We start from the raw sequence: 17014 nt of genomic DNA on the forward strand, positions 1-17014 counted from the left end.
GAATTTTAATCAATTAATGATAAAAGTAACTGTTAATAAGATACTCGATAAATTAGAGTAATTAAAGGTTGGGTTATGATTGAAATACCTTACACAGTAAGTAAATTAGCGGGCTGCGTCGGTTACAAGGACGTATACAATAATCGAGATCTTTCTAAAATTGAGAATAAAAAAGAAGAAGCGAAGAATGCACTGCGTCTGATAGAAAACGGTAAAATATTCTTGAATCCTCTTCGACCAACTATTATTAGGCAGAAGCCTGCATTTACCTTTAACAATTTAAGCTCTGAATTGGTTTCTCGACTGATAGGGAAAAATATTAGAGTCAATTATAATATAAGACAATCTGACCGGCAGGCGATTATAAGCAATTTAGCTAGCCTATTATATGAGGGTACGCCTTTCAATATTTACCGGCTAGATATAAAAAATTTCTATGAAAATATAAATAGGAAGCTGTTAATACATCAGCTTTTAGAAGAAGGTAAGTGTTCTTGGCAAACTTTAGAGCTTCTATTTTCCCTTTTTAATAGTTTTGACTCTCATAATATAGTAGGTTTGCCGCGGGGGCTTAGCATTAGCTCGATTCTTTCCGAAGTTTATCTTACAGATTTTGATATTAAAATTAGAAAAAAAAGTGGCGTGTTTTTTTATGCCAGATTTGTTGATGATATATTGCTTGTAGTTTCGGAAGATGTAACTAGAGCAGATCTAGATGGCCAGCTAAAGAACATACTCCCTGTAGGTTTGGAATTTCATAATGAAGGTAAAAGATCATTTTTGTCACTTCCTAAACTCCAAAATAAACAAGATAAATTTTATTTCAATAGCTTCGATTATCTTGGTTACGAATTTAAGGTTTTTAATATTTTTGATAATGAATGTGGCTATAGAAAAAAACGTAAAGTTTTAATAGATATTTCATCTGTAAAGGTTGAAAAAATAAAGTTGCGCCTCATTCATTCTTTTACAAATTATTTATCGAACGGTCGCAGCGAAGAAAGTTTTAACTTACTTAAAAACCGCATTAGAGCCCTGACCGGCAATTTCACAATTCGTGATCCTATGACTGGTTTGAAGATAAAGACAGGAATATATTTTAATTATTCACATAAAAATAATTTTGAATATTGTGCCCTTTTAGAACTCGATAAATTTTATAGAAAATTATTGTTTTCAACAAAATATCCTTTGTCATGTCGTATTGCTAGGAAGCTATCCACCTCTCAGAGGCGATCTTTAGCAGGTTATAGCTTTATGAGTGGATTCGCATCTGCTCGCCATCACTCGTTTAATTACGGGACACTAAAGTCAATAAAGGAATGTTGGAGAAAATGAGGAGGAATCTTAGACGGGTAAGAAAAGAGGACTTTGAACGAATTGTTTTAACAGAGACATGTCCTTATGAAGTTCCTATTATATTTAGCAATTTTGGGCTCTACAGCCAGCTTAAAGCATTAAAAAATAACAAGTTTAATTTTCCAGAATTGTTTAAGTACCTGCTTCATAAAGATGCTGATAGTTATACAATACCTTTGAGTTATAAAATTAGGAAAGATGAGGATTCATTTAGAACTCTCTCATTGCTTCATCCTGCTGTACAAGCTGAGTTCGTTGAGTTCTATAAGGCATTCGATTTGCAAATCCTAAGCGCTTGTTGTAAAAGTAATTTTAGTATAAGGGCGCCTAAAAAAGTTGCAAGTAAATACTATGTTAAAAATAAGCAACAAGATATTCAAGAATTTAAATCTAATCAAGTGTCACTTTATAGGAGTGAGTTTAAAAATAAATTCCTAACTTCTTATTTTTCATATCGTGGCTACACAAGGCTGCATAAATTTTTTGACTCTTATGAATTCTTGGATTTAGAAAGAAAATATTCTTCTTTCTGGTCTCTTGATATATCAAAATGTTTTGACAGTATTTATACTCATTCTTTGACATGGGCTTTAAAAACAAAGCCATTTTCAAAAAAACATAGAAATATTGACAATACACTTGGAAGCATTTTTGATCGTTTAATGCAGTCCTCAAATTATAATGAAACTGCAGGTATAGTAATTGGGCCAGAAGTTTGTCGTATCTTTGCTGAAATCATATTTCAAGAAATAGATCGTGAGGTTGAAAGTAAACTAGAGGAGGGAGGGCTGAAATTTGGTTTTCATTATGAAATAAAAAGATATGTTGATGATATTTTTATATTTTCTAAGAAGGAGGCGCATTCTGAGCAAATCGCATTAGTGATAGAATCAGTTATAGAGAGATATAACTTATATCTTAATCGTACTAAAGCGATTAAAGCCGCGAAGCCTTTCGTAACCCAGAAAACAAAATCCATACGATCTATAAAAAAAATCCTGCAAGAATTAAAAGATAACTTAGTGCATGTTGTTCCTAATACTGAGCTAGGAGTTGATAAATGGTCGCCTAAACGTGTTCGTAATAAGAAAAGGCTTATAATTGATTTTGTCAACGGTGTTAAGTCTTCATGTATCGACGATCAGCAGTCATATAGCATGGCATGTGGCTTTTTAATTACTTCCCTGACTAACTTACTGATAGTTTTTTCAAAAAAGAATATAGATAAAGATCTTTCCGAAAAACCCTTCAGAGAATATGAAGATTTTTACTCCATTGTCATAGAGCTAATCTTCCACTTTTTTACTATAATTCCCAGCCACCGGGGGGCTGTTAATATCTGTAAATTGACCTATATGTCATGTGAATTTTTTAGTAAACACTATGTGGATGAGGCTAATTTTGTTAAAAGCTTAATTTATACAATGAGTTTGTCGTTCTTCAGAAGTAGCGGTTTCGCTAATTTGAAGTCAGGAAGTGATGGTTTTGCGTTGTTAGAATCATTAAATTTATTATTAGCAATTAAAGAGTTGGGGCCAAACTTCTTACTGACAACAGAAGATTTAACAAATATTATTAATATATCTTCTTCAAGAGATTTTTCGTATTTTGAAATAATAGCAATTTTATTTTATATAGAAGATATGCAAAATTATGCAAGGATAAAAAAAACAGTTGAAAATAAAATTAGAGATAATCTAGAAGACTTGAGAGATGTGAAGGAAAATACCTTTAAGGCTTATTTGCTCATGGATGCTATTAAATGCCCATTTGTCAGTGAAAAGCTTAAAAATAAAATACTGGAAAGGTATTTTAAGCAAGTCTATTCGCGTAATGCTAACTCACAGGAACTTTTAGAAGCAAAGTCTGACTTTCAGAAATCTCAATGGTTTGTATCATGGGATCGGACAGCCTTGCTGAACTCATTGGAGAAAAAAGAGTTGCTGAGAGGCTATTGATCTGAAATTATTATTGTACAAGGTGGTCGGCTAGCTTGACGGCATTTGCCGGATGGTCAGCATGAATCAGCTCCAATTGCTCATGGAGAGCTCTTGCGTGAAGAGGAGTGAGGCCGCGTTCGCTTTGATAGGAATGGCGGTTATAAAAACCGCACACACTATACTAGCCGGCACACCTTGTACTTTACTAATTGCAAATGAATGTTCTACTGCTATTTAAAATTCTTTCTCAATGTCGTCTAAAAACTACTGTTTGTCGTTGATTATGGTTGGCTCTGTACGGGAATAGTAATAATGTTATTAGCAGCGTTGACATATAGGTAGTATAAACGCTGGTATAAATGAGGGTATATTGAGAAAGTATTCAGGTATATAATTCCATATAAAACAATAGCTTGTTGAGAGATTTCGAATCCCAACAGCCCATAAAGTTTATTAAAAAAACCGCCACTGACGGGTCATGCCGAGTGGCGGTTTTTTATTACCTGTTGTTTAGGTGCCCTGTAGTTGCTGCTACCTGCCCAGGCCTTGGCGTGCCGAGAGTTCGTGACGGGTCTCAGCCACTGCCAAGGGACTAGACGCTCAAACCTTATCAGGCCGATGCGTACCTATTGTTAACAGCGCTTAGAAGGCAACTTTAGCCGTCATCGTCACTTCTAGAGGATCACCGACCACCACACGTGTGCTACCGCCGCTGGAAGGATAATACGTGGTATCGAACAGGTTCTTCACGTTGAGCTGAAGATGCGTCGTTTTACCTATCCAGTGCGTATCCAAGCCGATAAAGGCATCTGCCACCGTGTAGGCATCCAGGCTGAAGCTATTGCTGGAATCGCCTTCTCGTTCGCCCACATAGCGTACTCCGCCACCTAGGCGCCATGTGCCAAAAGACGGAGTAATCGCCAAATCACGCGCCAAGTACAGGCTTGCGGTATGGCGCGCCGCATTGGGGAGGCGGTTGCCTTCGGTGTCGGCGGTGTCTTTAAGCACTTCAGTATCGGTATAGGCATAGGAGGCCAACATGGTTAGCTGGTCACTGAGTTGACCAGACAGGTTCAGTTCAAGCCCCTGTGATCCCGCTTTTCCTACTGTTCTGGTGACGCCGTTGTCGGAAATCGCCACGTTATCCTTGCGAATGCGGAACAAGGCCATGGACAGCGCAAACTGGTCATTCCACAGATGCTTGAGCCCGATTTCGCTGCCTTTGCCATGCTCAGGGTCGAGACTTTGCCCGCTATCACTGTCGACACCGTTGGGGACGAATGACTCGCTGTAGTTGGCATAAAGCGACGTTGCGGCGGTGAGCCGATAGAGCAGACTCAGAGAGGGCAGGAAAATACTCTCTTCGCTATCCGGGTCGGCAACATAAGGTCGGCCCTGTCCGCTGGACTGCTCAAAATGGGTGTAGCGCCCGCCGACTCCGACTATCCAGTTTTCCCCTACATGCCAGCGGTCATTGGCATACAGGCCCGTGGTATTGATCTCGTCGAGGCGATTGCTGCGCGTGTTGTCGAGGCTGTCGCTGTCAAGAGTGAGGTCACCATAGTTCATGTCATAGATGTTGGCATCGCTTACGGTACTGCTGCGATAGACGTCGGCCAGGTAGTCGTGGCGGCGCTCGTGATCCAGCCCGATGACGAGGTCGTGGCGCATTCCGCCCAGAGTGACTGCGCCAATAGTATCCAGGGACGTGTACTGTACCCGCCTATCGTAGCCGAGGTTGGCATCGGCACGGCGGGTAAGTGCCCCGGTACTCTCGTCAACACTCATGACGCGGGGTTGGCCGTCGCTATATTGACGACGATTCCAGCCATAGGTCAGCTTCACTGACCAGTCGGGACTGAGGTCCTGCTCCCACCATGCTGTCACGGCTTGGTCATGTCCCCAGATATGCGACCAGGACTCATCGAGGCGACGTGTGCGAGGAATATCGGCGGGTTTACCATTAACGATGACAGTGCCGCGGTCGAGTGGTAGGTCATAGTCGCGGTATTCGTATGACAACTGCGCCCGGCTGTTTTTACCTTCCCAACGTAACGATGGCGCAACGATCGTGCGGCGCTGCGAGCCGAAGTTACGCCAGTAGTCTTTGTCCTCATGATGAAGGATAAAGCGAAAAGCGAAATCGCTGTCGGCGATCGGGCCGGTGATATCGAGGTTGGCATTGCCGCCGCCAAAAGAGCTTACTTCGCCCTCTATGCTGCGCTGCCATTGGTACTGAGGACGTTTAGTGACCAGGTTTATAACCCCGCCGGGCTCCTGCTGACCATGAAAGAGCGATGCCGGCCCTTTCAGAACCTCGACGCGTTCAATTGTCGCCATCGAGTAGGTGCCGCGAGACTGGCGTATGCCATCAATCAGGATTGAACCATCTGTATTACTCCCAAAGCCGCGCTTGATAAAACCATCTTCCGTGCCGCCCATGGTGTTGCCCTGGGTGACACCGGTCGCGAAGATCATGGCTTCGGTCAAGCTATCGGCATCGTTATCGGCCATGACCTGGGAGGCTACCGTGTCGACCGTGTGGGCTTCATCGAGAAAGTTCACAGGCCGCTTGCTGGCCACTGTCGATTGCTTGGCGCGGTAGCTGTGCGGCGCAACGGTGGAAAGTCGGTCTGATACCACCACCATAGTATTCGCCGTGGTTGTGCCTGCATCTGCGCTGGCATTTTGTACACATATCAGCGTCGGCATCAGGGCCAGCAGGGAGGCGGTAACATTGCGGGGCGTTAAGCGAAGCGCGCACTTTTGCAGTGAAACAGGGGTGAAGCGAGAAGCAACGGTCATAGTCATCAATCGTGGCTGGATGGAGTATGGCTGGATGCGGTCTGGGCAGGCAGTGAAGCCCAGAAGCGGCCCGTAGGGGTTAACGGAGTCGTTGTGCTCAGTAACGCTTTAAATGTTTCTTCGGGCTGGAGGTCGCTGAAAAGGTCGGGATGAAGCCATTTTGCGATTTGCTCAAGTGCGACTATGGCGAAGGGGCCCTGATGAAAACCGTGCCATAGCGCATAAAAATGGCCTTGTTTTACCGCGTCCAACTGTGACCATCCCGGCAATAATGACGTCAGCGCGTGTAGATCAGTTTCAATCTCTTGTTCATCGACGTCGATGCCGGCTCGGATACCGCCGCCGGCTGACCACAGCCCGGCGGTATTGATAATCGTGTCTGGCGCATGAGAGAGCACCCATTCCGTACTGAGCGTGACGTTCTGGGCCGACACCAGAGATGCCGCCGCGTTGTGCCCGCCTGCACGCGCCACCAGGTCAGCAAGTCCGGTCGACAGATTGGTACGGCAGCAGTCAATTTTCAGGCCCGGTGCCACATTGATCAGCACGTCAGGGCGGTCCGAAACCGTGGCCAGCCGTTGATCGATAAGGGCAAGGTGACGTCCGATCAGATCAACGGCGCTATCGGCCTGAGCTTCGACGTCCAGCGCCCGGCCAAGCAGCATTAGGCTTGCCGGGGTGTTTTCTAACGGATGCTGGTTAAAGTCGATGAAAAGATAAGGAATGCCCAACGAATTGAGCGTGGTCGCCAGTGAGGAGTTCTCTACCGATGAAAGGCTCGTTAGGTCAAATAGCACCAGATCGGGAGCCAACGAGATCAAAGCCTCGTTGTTGATGCCGGAGGCTGTCGTTTGGCTCAGGGCGGGAAGTTTCTCCAATTCAGGCCACTGGCGCGTGAAGAGCTGCGTTGCCGCCGGGTCGTAGACATCGAGTGGATATGCCCAGCCGGCCAGGCGCTTAACGGGATCTCGAAGCAGTATCGCCAAGGTATATAGCTGGCGAGGCTGGGTCAGAAAAACACGTGTCGGGCGGTGTTTGAGGGTGACGTGGCGGCCTGTAATGTCCGTGACAGTCCGTGGGTAACCCTCTTCATGCAGCGCATCGGCTTTACACATGGGAAGCGCGAGGATGCCGAATACCAATATCCCTATCCCGATCAGTGCGCGCATAGCGATGATCCTTGTTTATTTTTTTAGCGTAGCGGCAAATCGATATGCGTCTGAGACCCCATTAGCAGGGCCGAGACGCCTGACGGCGAAACCACGATGTCATGGTGTATCGAGAGTCATGTCACGGTGAGGCTGCCTCAATGCGCTTAGTGTTAACAATACTCTAGTGCAGATGATAATAAATATCATTATTAGGTTAAGCGAAGCATAACCGTCCCGTCAACTGCGTGTTATCCAGGCCATTGAGTGGCTGATCTCTGGAACTCACGCTGTAACGTGACAGAAATGCTTAGGTAAAAATCAAAGCGAATTTGCAGGAATGACGGGGTGGCCTGGCGTGGGGATATCGGCAGAGGAAAATCGGCTGTGTGCCATAGCGCGCTTATGCGGCAGTACCTTCTTTCAGGTGAAGGTAGCGAGGCAGATGAAGGTAGTGAGGATCAAACTTCCAGATGAAGGTAGTGAGGATCAAAATCACCCGCCTTCTTCAACTTTTCCCAATCGGGAATGATTACCTGCTTTTTCTGGGTCTGGATCAAGCCATCAGCACGAAGCGCCTGGAGAATCCGGTTCATGTGGATCGGGCTGGTGCCAATCGTGTTCGCCAGCTCAATCTGGGTCATCGGCAGGTCAAAGGTATCATTCTCAACAAGCCCCACCACCTTCAGGCGTATCAGAATCTCGCAGAAAAGATGGGCTGTCCGAGCGTAGGCCGTGCGCTGCCCGATGCTAAGCAGCCACTCCCGAAAGATCGCGGCGTCCACCAGCGTTTCACGCCAGAAGGCGGCGGTGATGCGAGGGTAGCGCTCGCACACATTGCGCAACGCTTCATGCTGAATGAACCCGACCGTGCAGGGGCTGATCGCGGCAATGCTGTTGTCCATAACCTTCAGATGCAGACTTTGCAGGTCGGGGATATCACCGGGCACATTCAAGGCCATGATCTGGCGCTTGCCCTCGGAGGTTAGCTTGTAGACGCAGGTGAAGCCCTCTAGGATCAAGCAGCACCGGGAAGGGCGGTCGCCGAGGCGCACGATGTCCTGACCGGCCTCGAGGGTTTTGACCTGTACGGGCAAGTCCTGAAGCGCCTGCTTCTCCTCCTCGGAGAGAGTGAAGATGCTTTCCAGACCGCGAATCATCAGAGTATTGGGGGAGGTAGGGAAGGTAGACATGCTTTGCACTCCGTGTCTGAGACAGGAATGTAGCCCCACGCCACAGTGTCTCTGCTCGTTTGATTTGTATAACTTCTCTATTTCAGGCGTTGAGTATGATGCACATCCGGATATACAACCAAACGGCTAACGTATACCGAAGATACACCGGCTCAGCGCTATTCAAGGGGCCCGGCAGATCGCACCGTTGAAAGGCGAAATCCAATCGAACTGGTCTCCGGCGAGCCTCTGGTATTAAGTAAGGACATAAACGAAGACAACGTTCAATGGCCTACGCCAACACAGCGTGTAACGCCACGACGCGCCACCCTCGCTGCACTGACCGCCGAAGGCCAATATTCCCTTGCCGTATCCTTCCATCACGTCCCCTCGGCGTCATACATTGCTCGTGGGTACGCGACGAACAAGGAACAGGATGCCATGACAACGTTGGATAATCTATTTCACGACCTGCATCGGGAGGGATTGCTGGTACTGCCCAACGTGGTCAACGCAGGCGAAGCCCGCCTTGTCGAGGAGATTAGAGAGAGCTTGTTAGAAAATGTCAGTTTCTTAGTGATATCTGATCGCTATGGTAGGACAAATTTTTTAAGGAGTTATCTTTTGCAATATTGGGATAGGCTACCTTAAAGGGTTGGTTATTTTTATTTTGGAAGAATAATAAATGAGGGGAATAAGTCATTTATCCGAGTTGAGGAAGTGACTTAAAAAATATTAGAGATAGAGTTTTGTTTTGTTAGGTTTTAGTGTGGTTTGTTAGTAATGGTAAGGCATGATTAGTGATATTAATGCTGCTGGTAGTGAAAGCTTTTTAATTTAGCTGTCTATATTTTCCTTGAATGAGCTATTTGTTAAGCTTGTCTAATGAAATTATGGCTATTTGAAAAGGAAGGATGAAGAATGATTGTCGGCGAATATCTTAATTCATCTAATAGACATAAATATTTAAAATATTGTCAGTTATTAAGCCATAAAATTAAATGCATCCTTTGTATCCGTTATTCCTTCCTTACTGCTTCCCAGTCCTAGTGTTTACCACCTTTATACCCCTAAGTATTTAGTCACGCTTCAATTAATCAACAAGCCTCTGAACGTAATACTTAGTTAAAAGTCAGCATGCTACTTTTTAAAAGGTATTTATTTAGATATTGTTAATAATGAGACTTTAGTCGGTTGTTTTTATTCAAAACCATCAATAAATATGCTGATTTAACCTTTGTCTTCTCATGGATTTGACGCCTTCCTTCCATAAGATAACTATAGCGGGACAAGAAAAAACGGGCAGGAAACGGAATGAGCGCCATTTAATTAAATATGGTGTGGGCAACCTGCCGCGCGCGCTAAGAAAGCGCTGAGCACTACGCTGATCGTGTTGATGCGCCACACTAAAACGCCCCGCATATCGCGGGGCGTTTTAACGCGTAATGTACACGGCAAAGGTTATTGATTGCCGATATCACCGCCGCCACTGTCAATGCTGGTGACAAGCTCGTCGTAGCGCACCTCACCTGGCGTCATCATCGCCGCCTGTAGCCGCGTCAATTTTTCTTCATTGAACTGACTGGTATGTACGTAGCGGCCACCAATGCCGCCCGGCACGGAAAGCACCGGCCGGCCTTCGGCGTCAAGATTGTCTTCCATGGCGCTTACCAATCCGATGACTTCGGCATCGCGTACCTCCCAACAGGCTACCGGATGCACCAGTGCGTTTCCTTGCGGCCCTTTCTGAATCAGATACCAGCCTGACGAAGCCGTTATCACTGAGTTCCCCATTGCTTGCTCTCCTGTGGTTCAGCGTTCATGAATTATCTTCGTCTAAGCGTGGTCGCAATCGTGGCTTCCGTCCACTGAGCGCTCAGCGCGCCATAGCTGCGTTTAGGGGAACTGCTAGCGGGAAGGGCTGTGCTGGGCAGCGGCCCAGCACAGCATGACGATTACTTCGTCAGTTTTTCAGCAACGACTGGGTAGTTATCCCACACGCGCTGATCACTTAATGAGCGCACCAGTTTGACGTATTCGGCATGAGACCACGCCAGCGGTGTGGCGGAGTCGGTGCCTTCGCCCTTGGTGTAGCCGTGGCGCTCGTTGTTGCCAACGCCGTCCCATATCTGCTCCGGCAGCATGTAACCTTCGTTGGCGAACAGCTCCATGGCCTTGACGTAGGTGCTTTTGATCTGTTCCAGCTGCTCGGCGCTCAACTGCTCTTGCCCTGCGGGGAGCTGGGCCTTGGCCAGCGCCAGGGCGTAATGCCCGCGCTCACCGGTGAAGATCGGCCAAACCCGGCCGCGCAGGCCTGAGTTCATGACCGGCGATTCGGTCGCCGGATAGTTGATGCCGCTGGTCTCGCTTTCGCCGTAGCCATCGTTGCCGTAGCGCCGCCAGCCGGGGAATTCACCTTCGACGCCCGGGTAGGTGAAGGTGTACTTGACCTGCAGGTTCTCGGGTAGCGTCTGACTGTCGAGTTCTTCAAGGCTATCGGTGATATGGGCATCGGTGGCGGGGCGGACGCCGTAACGCACCAGCTCCAGATAGCCGGCGTCGAGGATCTTGTCCTCGGCCATGCCGGGGCGGCTGTTGTTGTCCTGCAGCTTCTCGCCATCGTTGGGGTTGTCGTTCTTGCTGATGCGCAGGTAGTAGTTGCCATCGCCGAACTCGCCACTGTCGGTAAAGGTGGTGGCTTCGACCCGGTCAGAGTAGCGCTTGGCGGTAATCAAAAAGCGTTGTGCCGCGTCATTGTCGTCTGCTTGCTGGGCAATCTCGGAGGCAGCGACTAGCCCGGCAATCACGGCGGCCGTGGTGGAAGGTGAGTAGCCTGGCTGTTCTTCCCAGCGCTCCTGCTGGGTCTGCGGCGGCTTGACCTCCCAATTGTTCCAGTCGATATGTACCTGCCCCCCTTCGACCAGAAACTCCGCGGCCGGCTTGAGCATGTCGCGATACCAGCGCTCGATCTGCTCATCACTTAGCACGCCTGCCTGCCAGAGCTTATAACCCAGCATGATCGGCATCGCGGTCTGGTCAAGCTGTACGCCGACCCATTCGATCTGCCCGTCTACATGGGTTTTCTGCAAGAACCAGCCGGTGGCGCCGGTAGCGGTGGTATCTTCCTCGTTCTCGTCACCCTGCTTTTGTTCATGAATGTAGGCGGAGGTGTCGGCCTGCATGGTCGGGGTGTCTTCCGTGACCTGCACTTTCTTGAGGTATTCAAAGGCGACCTTGGGCGTCTGTTGGTCACCGAGGGCGAGCAGCGCCATCGCACATTGATAGAAGTCACGCGGCCATACGGCTTTGTAGCCAGTGGTGCCTTCCTCTGCCGGTACGGTTTCCCCCCAGGGATTGGATAACGACGCGATCAGGGCGCCGGTATTGCTCTTGTCTTCCTGCGCCTTGAGCACCATGGCGCTGACGTTGAGCAGCTTGCCGCCGTCCGTTGTCTCGGTACGCATGTCCGGCAGGTGGGAAAGGGAGGCGAGATAATCCTGCCAGCCTATCGCATCGCCTTCGCCGTTATAGTCGGCCAGCACCTGGTCATAGCCGCGCTTGAGCGTGGCATCGGCGGCCTGATCGGCGGCGCGGCGGTCCTTGCCGAAACCGAGGACCAGATCGAGCGTGGTGGTGTTGCCCCTCTTGGGCAGGCGCGCCAGCATGGCGACGTTACCCGGTGTGTCGCCGGTGGTCAGGTAACGATGATCGAGCTGACCGTCATCGCGCAGATCGCTCAGGCCATCGGAGGTGCCTACAAAGCCGACGGTGGGAACTTCCAGCGCGCGGTTGGCCTTGACCACCAGTGTAGTGCCCTTCTCTTGAGCGTAGAGCGCCTGCTGTTCGGTGAAGGCGCTATCCCCGCTGCCGCTGTTGTCGATGGCGGGGTCAACGTACACGTAGGGGTAAATGTCGGGTTCGTCACTACGGAAGATGACCCGTATCATCAAGGCGTTTGAGTCGGGGTCCGTGAAGATATGCTTCTCGATCTCGTAACGCCCCTCCTTGTCACGATTGATAATCCGGTAGGCGAGGGAGTTGGGTCGGCCCTCGTCGTCCACCGAGAGATAGCTGATCTCGCTTTCGGTATCCTTTTGCTCGACATCCACGAAGTCCGGGCCCTGGATAACCAGCTGCAGTTGCCTGAGCTGGGCTTCATGAATCAGGCCGAACATGGTTTCAGTCAGGATGCCGTTAGCGAGAGAAAACCATACCTTCGAGACGGCGCCGGTAGCTGCATCAGACGAGAAGTGCCCGTTTTTGTACTGCTCATAGGACGTGCCGATGCCAGTCTTGCCGGAATAGGACCAGAACGGCGCATCACCCGGTGCGCCGGGGGCGACCTGAGCGTTGCTTTCGGCCTGGGAAGAAGGCGTCGCGGCGGCATGGGCGGGCATGAGCGGAGCCGCCATGAGCGTGGCGATCGTCAGTGTCAGTAGACGTTTTTGGAACATGGAATATAGGAGCCTTCCGTGGTGTCGTAACGATAATAGCGCTTGGCACGTGCCGCGTCGGATAGGCGCGTATGGCAGCTATCCATAGGGCTTCGTTACGCTAGGGCAGGCGAAACGCGCTTTCAATTGGACCATGAGCGAATGGTGATATAGGCATCGGCATGTCTGGCAGGGCGGCGTTTTTATGCTGTCACAAACAAGAAAAAAGGCCGCGCATTGCGCGGCCTCTGTTCAGATCTTCGAGCGTTGAGTGCCTAAAGCGGCGCGGTGCCGCCGGTGGCGCCGTATAGCTCGCCGGTGACATAGCTCGACTCTGCCGAGGCGAGCTGTACGTAGACCGTAGCGAGTTCCGCCGGCTGGCCGGGGCGCTTCATCGGCGTGCTGGAACCGAAGCTCTTGAGCTTGTCCGGCGAGGCGTTGCTGCACACCTGCAGAGGCGTCCAGAACGGCCCGGGGGCTACGGCATTGACGCGGATGCCGCGGTCGATCATCTGCTTGGCCAAGCCTTTGCTGAAGTTCGCTATGCCGGCCTTGGTCATGGCGTAGTCGAGCAGGCTTTCCGAGGGTCGCCAAGCGTTGACCGAGGCGGTGTTGATGATCGCTGAGCCCGGCGGCATATGCGGGATGGCAGCCTTGCTGATCCAGAACATGGCGTAAAGATTGGTCTTCAGCGTCCAATCAAAATACTCGGTAGTGATGTCGAGGATCGAGTCGTGACCGTACTGACGGGCGGCGTTGTTGACGAGGATATCGAGGCCGCCGAGCTGGTTGACTGCCTGGTTGACGAGCCGATTACAAAATTCTTCGTCACGGATATCACCCGGAATAGCGACTGCGTTGCGTCCGGCCTGGCGAATCAGTTCGACGACTTCCTGAGCGTCGGGCTCTTCCTCGGGCAGGTAGTTGATCGCCACGTCGGCCCCTTCCCGTGCATAGGCGATCGCCGCCGCACGGCCGATGCCTGAGTCACCACCGGTGATCAGCGCCTTGCGCCCAGCAAGACGATTGCTGCCGCGATAACTTTCTTCACCGTGGTCAGGGGGAGGATTCATCTTGCTGGCCAGTGCAGGCCATGGCTGCGACTGGTTCTCGAACGGTGGCTTCTTGTAACGCTCTTGAGGGTTGACCAGCGGTACCGGCGCTGCGGCCGGCGTCGTGCCCTTGGCACCCGATTGTGCAAATGCCGGCGCGGCAGCAGCGGCGGCCAACGTCAATCCGGCACTCTTGATGATCCTGCGGCGTGAGGCATTCGGCTCGTTCGAATCCATGTGGCTCTCCTCCCTGAGGGTAAGCATTAATGGGTGACGCGGCGGGTGCCGACGTTGAAAAAGCCTAGACCGTTTTTTGCTAATTAACCCAGGAGAGGGCATAGAGGAAAGGGCCTCGGGACGGAGATAAACGCCGTGGCGCTACGCGTGCCCAGTCGTGAGGGTTTGGTAGTCCGTCGAGCGTTCTTCTATCTTTAAGGCATTGCCCTTGGCGTATCAGGACACGCTCGGGTGCGCCATCCCAAGGATTACACGCGACGTACCATACGTCTTGCCGTAAGAAGCGCCATAATGAGTGGGCACACGCCGTGCTTATCACGCGCTTCGTTATCAAGGCGAGTAGACGGGCCTGGATAACATCACCCGTAATGAATAACGGCTATCAACTCATGTCTTAATAAAGGAATAACGTGACGTGAAGGTTCCTTTCGGTGTGATAGCAATAATCGTTCTTCTGCTATCAGGCTGCACCTCGCAACCACAGTCGCAATACAGTCAGAAGCTGATTGCCAACGAGCGTGACGTGGCGGCAGAGCAGGCAGAGAAGGAAGACGACGATTCAGCAGGGGTCAGAACGTTTAGCCGTACCTGTCACGCTGCCAATTCCTACACCCGGGCGGAGCGGTGGTTTACGTATGTCGCCATGGGGCTCGCCGATTTTTTCGTGCCCTCCTATAACGGCAATGATAGCGATCTACCGGAGCCGATTGGAGATAACTGGGACAATAATCCATTAAAGCCTGATATTGTTTGCGAGGATTGATCTGGCGTTTAGCCGGTTGCCTATCTGTTGCTGTGCCATTCTCCTCCTTCGGTTTTTCATTTGGAGTGCAACGTCCTAGCGGCACTTCGTCTATTCAATGACAAGAGATACGCCTTGCACATTCAGGAGAGGTGAATGATCGGACCGCTGATCAAGAAGCTAAACCATTACATGGATATCTCTGATAAAGAGACGCAACTACTGATTGATTCGATTACCCGAACCATCAGCATAAACCGAGGTGAAAACATCATCACCGAGGGAAGCAAGCCCGGTGAGACACACCTTATGCTGGAGGGATGGGCCTGTCGTTACAAGCTGATGGGGAATGGCAAGTTTCACATCATGGCTTATCTCATCCCCGGGGATTTATGTGATGTGCATGTGGCGATCCTCGATCAGATGGATCATTCGATTCGTACGCTCACGCCCGCCACGGTGGCCTGTATTCCCCATGAGAAGATCGACTACATCATGGAGCACCACTATAGGCTCGCACGTGCTCTGTTCTGGTCGACCCTCGTCGACGAGGCGATTTTGCGGGAATGGCTGGTCAGCACGGGCCATCGCTCTGCTGATCGACGTCTGGCGCACGTATTTTGTGAACTGCTGGTGCGCTCGCGTTCAGCCGGGCTCAGTGATGACAATAGTTTCAACCTGCCGCTGACACAGGAAGAGCTGGGCGACTCGATGGGCATGACGGTGGTACATACCAACCGGGTCATTCAGAAGCTGAGAAGCGAGGGGCTGATTACGCTGCAAAACAAGCGCTTGGTGATCCATGATTGGGAGCGCATGGTGGCCTTCGCTGAATTCAACCCGAACTATCTGCATCGTCAGAAATCGTATTGAGCTTGGCCGTGCGTGAAGGCGGCTGAGTCACGTCCCGAATTCGGAAAAGCCTAGACCGTTTTTCGTTAATCAATCCAGATCAGCTGATCTTGGGCAGTATCACGCTGTGCACGAACGTTCTATAACTATCGGAAAGGCGATGTCCTGGCTGTTGGCAAATCGCCCGCCACGGTGGCAAGCGAGCTTGGCTTCGCTGACCAGAGCCATCTTGGCCGTTGGTTCCGCCGTGCTTACGGACTGACGCCAGCGCATTATCGACGCCGCTGCACGAACCTTCCAGACGACACGGTAGCGCACGCCTCAGACTGAAGTACCATCGTCTTCAGGAGTCGTTGTACATGAGCTTACTCATCGCTTTCATCTCTTCCTCGACGTGCGGCTTCATCGTCAGCGCCACTGTCTTCAAACGGTGGAGGTAAGCAATGCAGACGCTCGTCTCCTTCATGCTGTTCGCTTTCGTGGCTTCGATCACGCCCGGGCCGACCAACCTGCTGGTACTGGTACAGAGCCTGCGCCACGGACTCAAGGCCACGCTGCCCCTCGTCGTTGCCGCCTGTCTGGCGGCGGCCGCAATTGTATGGCTGGTGGGCTGTGGTCTCGGTGGGTTACTTAATGCTCATCCATCTTTCCAGACCGCAATGGGCTGGCTCGGCGTTGCCTGGCTGAGCTATCTGGCCTGGCGCATCTTCGTCAGTGCTCCGTCCGGTGTTGATATTGACGGTGAGCAGGCCAATGCTGTGCGCTTTCGTATCCGCGACGCTGCCGGTCTGCAACTGAGCAATCCCAAGACATGGATGATGGCACTGGCGGTAGTAGGCGTGTTCGCTGGCCATGTCGGTGATCGAATCGAAGAGGTGACGCGGCTTGCGTTACTCTTCTTCGCTATTTCCGTGCCGTGTCTGAGCGTGTGGGCGCTACTGGGCACGGGCGCAGCTGTGCAACTCTGCACGGGCAATGATGTGGCTGAATCGGCTCATGGCCATGCTGTTGCTGGTCTCCGCCTGGCTAAGCCAGCTAGCGGCGTGAACAGCACAAAATGACTCCCGCCTCGCTGCTGGTTCTTCTCTTCTATGTCGGGCCTTGTGTCGGGTCTGCTTCGGCCGGTGATGATGCGAGTCTTGAGCTATTGGGCGTCTCGATCAGAATGCTCAAAATTTTTTCAGGCGGCGAATAAATTGCTCACGGATTGATTTATAACTAGGCGACACGCGCAATGCCTGTGCGCGGTTACCGCATGATCCAACGGCAAACAA

At 50.6% G+C, this 17014-nt stretch carries 12 protein-coding genes; 6 read left to right on the forward strand and 6 right to left on the reverse strand.

Features of this window, described 5'->3' with window-relative positions:
• Positions 1-75 precede the first annotated feature (75 nt).
• Together drt3a and drt3b are read left to right on the forward strand one after the other, a co-directional pair.
• A complete protein-coding gene (gene drt3a, locus C3Z11_RS05265) occupies positions 76-1338 on the forward strand; it encodes an antiviral reverse transcriptase Drt3a (RefSeq protein WP_106476863.1) in 1263 nt (420 codons plus the stop codon).
• A complete protein-coding gene (drt3b, locus tag C3Z11_RS05270; protein WP_158700929.1) occupies positions 1335-3317 on the forward strand; it encodes an antiviral reverse transcriptase Drt3b in 1983 nt (660 codons plus the stop codon). Before drt3a ends, drt3b begins: the two co-directional genes overlap by 4 nt.
• A gap of 624 nt (positions 3318-3941) precedes the next feature.
• Here the strand turns inward: drt3b and C3Z11_RS05275 are convergent.
• The 6 genes from C3Z11_RS05275 to C3Z11_RS05305 form a co-directional block, all read right to left on the reverse strand.
• Complete coding sequence (locus tag C3Z11_RS05275) at positions 3942-6104, reverse strand: TonB-dependent siderophore receptor (RefSeq protein WP_262927243.1); 2163 nt, start codon at positions 6102-6104, stop codon at positions 3942-3944.
• Positions 6105-6109: 5 nt separating this feature from the next.
• Positions 6110-7273 carry an ABC transporter substrate-binding protein gene (locus tag C3Z11_RS05280; protein WP_106476865.1) on the reverse strand — a complete coding sequence of 388 codons (1164 nt, stop codon included), beginning with the start codon at positions 7271-7273 and terminating at the stop codon, positions 6110-6112.
• 440 nt (positions 7274-7713) lie between these two features.
• The gene (locus C3Z11_RS05285; RefSeq protein WP_106476866.1) at positions 7714-8445 is read right to left on the reverse strand and encodes a Crp/Fnr family transcriptional regulator; all 732 of its coding nucleotides are present in this window, start codon (positions 8443-8445) and stop codon (positions 7714-7716) included.
• 1440 nt (positions 8446-9885) lie between these two features.
• Positions 9886-10218: a hypothetical protein gene (locus tag C3Z11_RS05295; RefSeq protein ID WP_106476868.1), complete on the reverse strand. Its 333-nt coding sequence runs from the start codon at positions 10216-10218 to the stop codon at positions 9886-9888.
• A 161-nt stretch (positions 10219-10379) separates the two neighbouring features.
• A complete protein-coding gene (locus C3Z11_RS05300; RefSeq protein ID WP_106476869.1) occupies positions 10380-12878 on the reverse strand; it encodes a glucan 1,4-alpha-glucosidase in 2499 nt (832 codons plus the stop codon).
• A 254-nt stretch (positions 12879-13132) separates the two neighbouring features.
• Positions 13133-14146: an SDR family oxidoreductase gene (locus C3Z11_RS05305; RefSeq protein WP_106476870.1), complete on the reverse strand. Its 1014-nt coding sequence runs from the start codon at positions 14144-14146 to the stop codon at positions 13133-13135.
• 415 nt (positions 14147-14561) lie between these two features.
• Between C3Z11_RS05305 and C3Z11_RS05310 the strand changes: the two genes are divergently transcribed.
• From C3Z11_RS05310 to C3Z11_RS05325, 4 genes are all read left to right on the forward strand, one after another.
• On the forward strand, positions 14562-14909 hold the full coding sequence (locus C3Z11_RS05310) for a hypothetical protein (RefSeq protein WP_106476871.1): 348 nt from the start codon (positions 14562-14564) through the stop codon (positions 14907-14909).
• A 135-nt stretch (positions 14910-15044) separates the two neighbouring features.
• Complete coding sequence (locus tag C3Z11_RS05315) at positions 15045-15761, forward strand: Crp/Fnr family transcriptional regulator (protein ID WP_106476872.1); 717 nt, start codon at positions 15045-15047, stop codon at positions 15759-15761.
• 144 nt (positions 15762-15905) lie between these two features.
• On the forward strand, positions 15906-16070 hold the full coding sequence (locus C3Z11_RS05320) for a helix-turn-helix domain-containing protein (protein WP_262927263.1): 165 nt from the start codon (positions 15906-15908) through the stop codon (positions 16068-16070).
• A 113-nt stretch (positions 16071-16183) separates the two neighbouring features.
• On the forward strand, positions 16184-16801 hold the full coding sequence (locus tag C3Z11_RS05325) for a LysE family translocator (RefSeq protein ID WP_262927244.1): 618 nt from the start codon (positions 16184-16186) through the stop codon (positions 16799-16801).
• The last annotated feature ends 213 nt before the right edge of the window (positions 16802-17014 follow it).

This window comes from Phytohalomonas tamaricis (assembly GCF_003012345.1).
Lineage (GTDB): Bacteria > Pseudomonadota > Gammaproteobacteria > Pseudomonadales > Halomonadaceae > Phytohalomonas > Phytohalomonas tamaricis.

Excerpts from the sequence above, each read along its gene's own strand:
- C3Z11_RS05300 (WP_106476869.1), bottom strand. The coding sequence starts at position 12,878 with ATGTTCCAAAAACGTCTACTGACACTGACGATCGCCACGCTCATGGCG.
- C3Z11_RS05275 (WP_262927243.1), bottom strand. The coding sequence starts at position 6,104 with ATGACCGTTGCTTCTCGCTTCACCCCTGTTTCACTGCAAAAGTGCGCG.
- drt3a (WP_106476863.1), top strand. The coding sequence starts at position 76 with ATGATTGAAATACCTTACACAGTAAGTAAATTAGCGGGCTGCGTCGGT.
- C3Z11_RS05280 (WP_106476865.1), bottom strand. The coding sequence starts at position 7,273 with ATGCGCGCACTGATCGGGATAGGGATATTGGTATTCGGCATCCTCGCG.
- C3Z11_RS05285 (WP_106476866.1), bottom strand. The coding sequence starts at position 8,445 with ATGTCTACCTTCCCTACCTCCCCCAATACTCTGATGATTCGCGGTCTG.
- drt3b (WP_158700929.1), top strand. The coding sequence starts at position 1,335 with ATGAGGAGGAATCTTAGACGGGTAAGAAAAGAGGACTTTGAACGAATT.
- C3Z11_RS05325 (WP_262927244.1), top strand. The coding sequence starts at position 16,184 with ATGCAGACGCTCGTCTCCTTCATGCTGTTCGCTTTCGTGGCTTCGATC.
- C3Z11_RS05295 (WP_106476868.1), bottom strand. The coding sequence starts at position 10,218 with ATGGGGAACTCAGTGATAACGGCTTCGTCAGGCTGGTATCTGATTCAG.
- C3Z11_RS05305 (WP_106476870.1), bottom strand. The coding sequence starts at position 14,146 with ATGGATTCGAACGAGCCGAATGCCTCACGCCGCAGGATCATCAAGAGT.
- C3Z11_RS05315 (WP_106476872.1), top strand. The coding sequence starts at position 15,045 with ATGATCGGACCGCTGATCAAGAAGCTAAACCATTACATGGATATCTCT.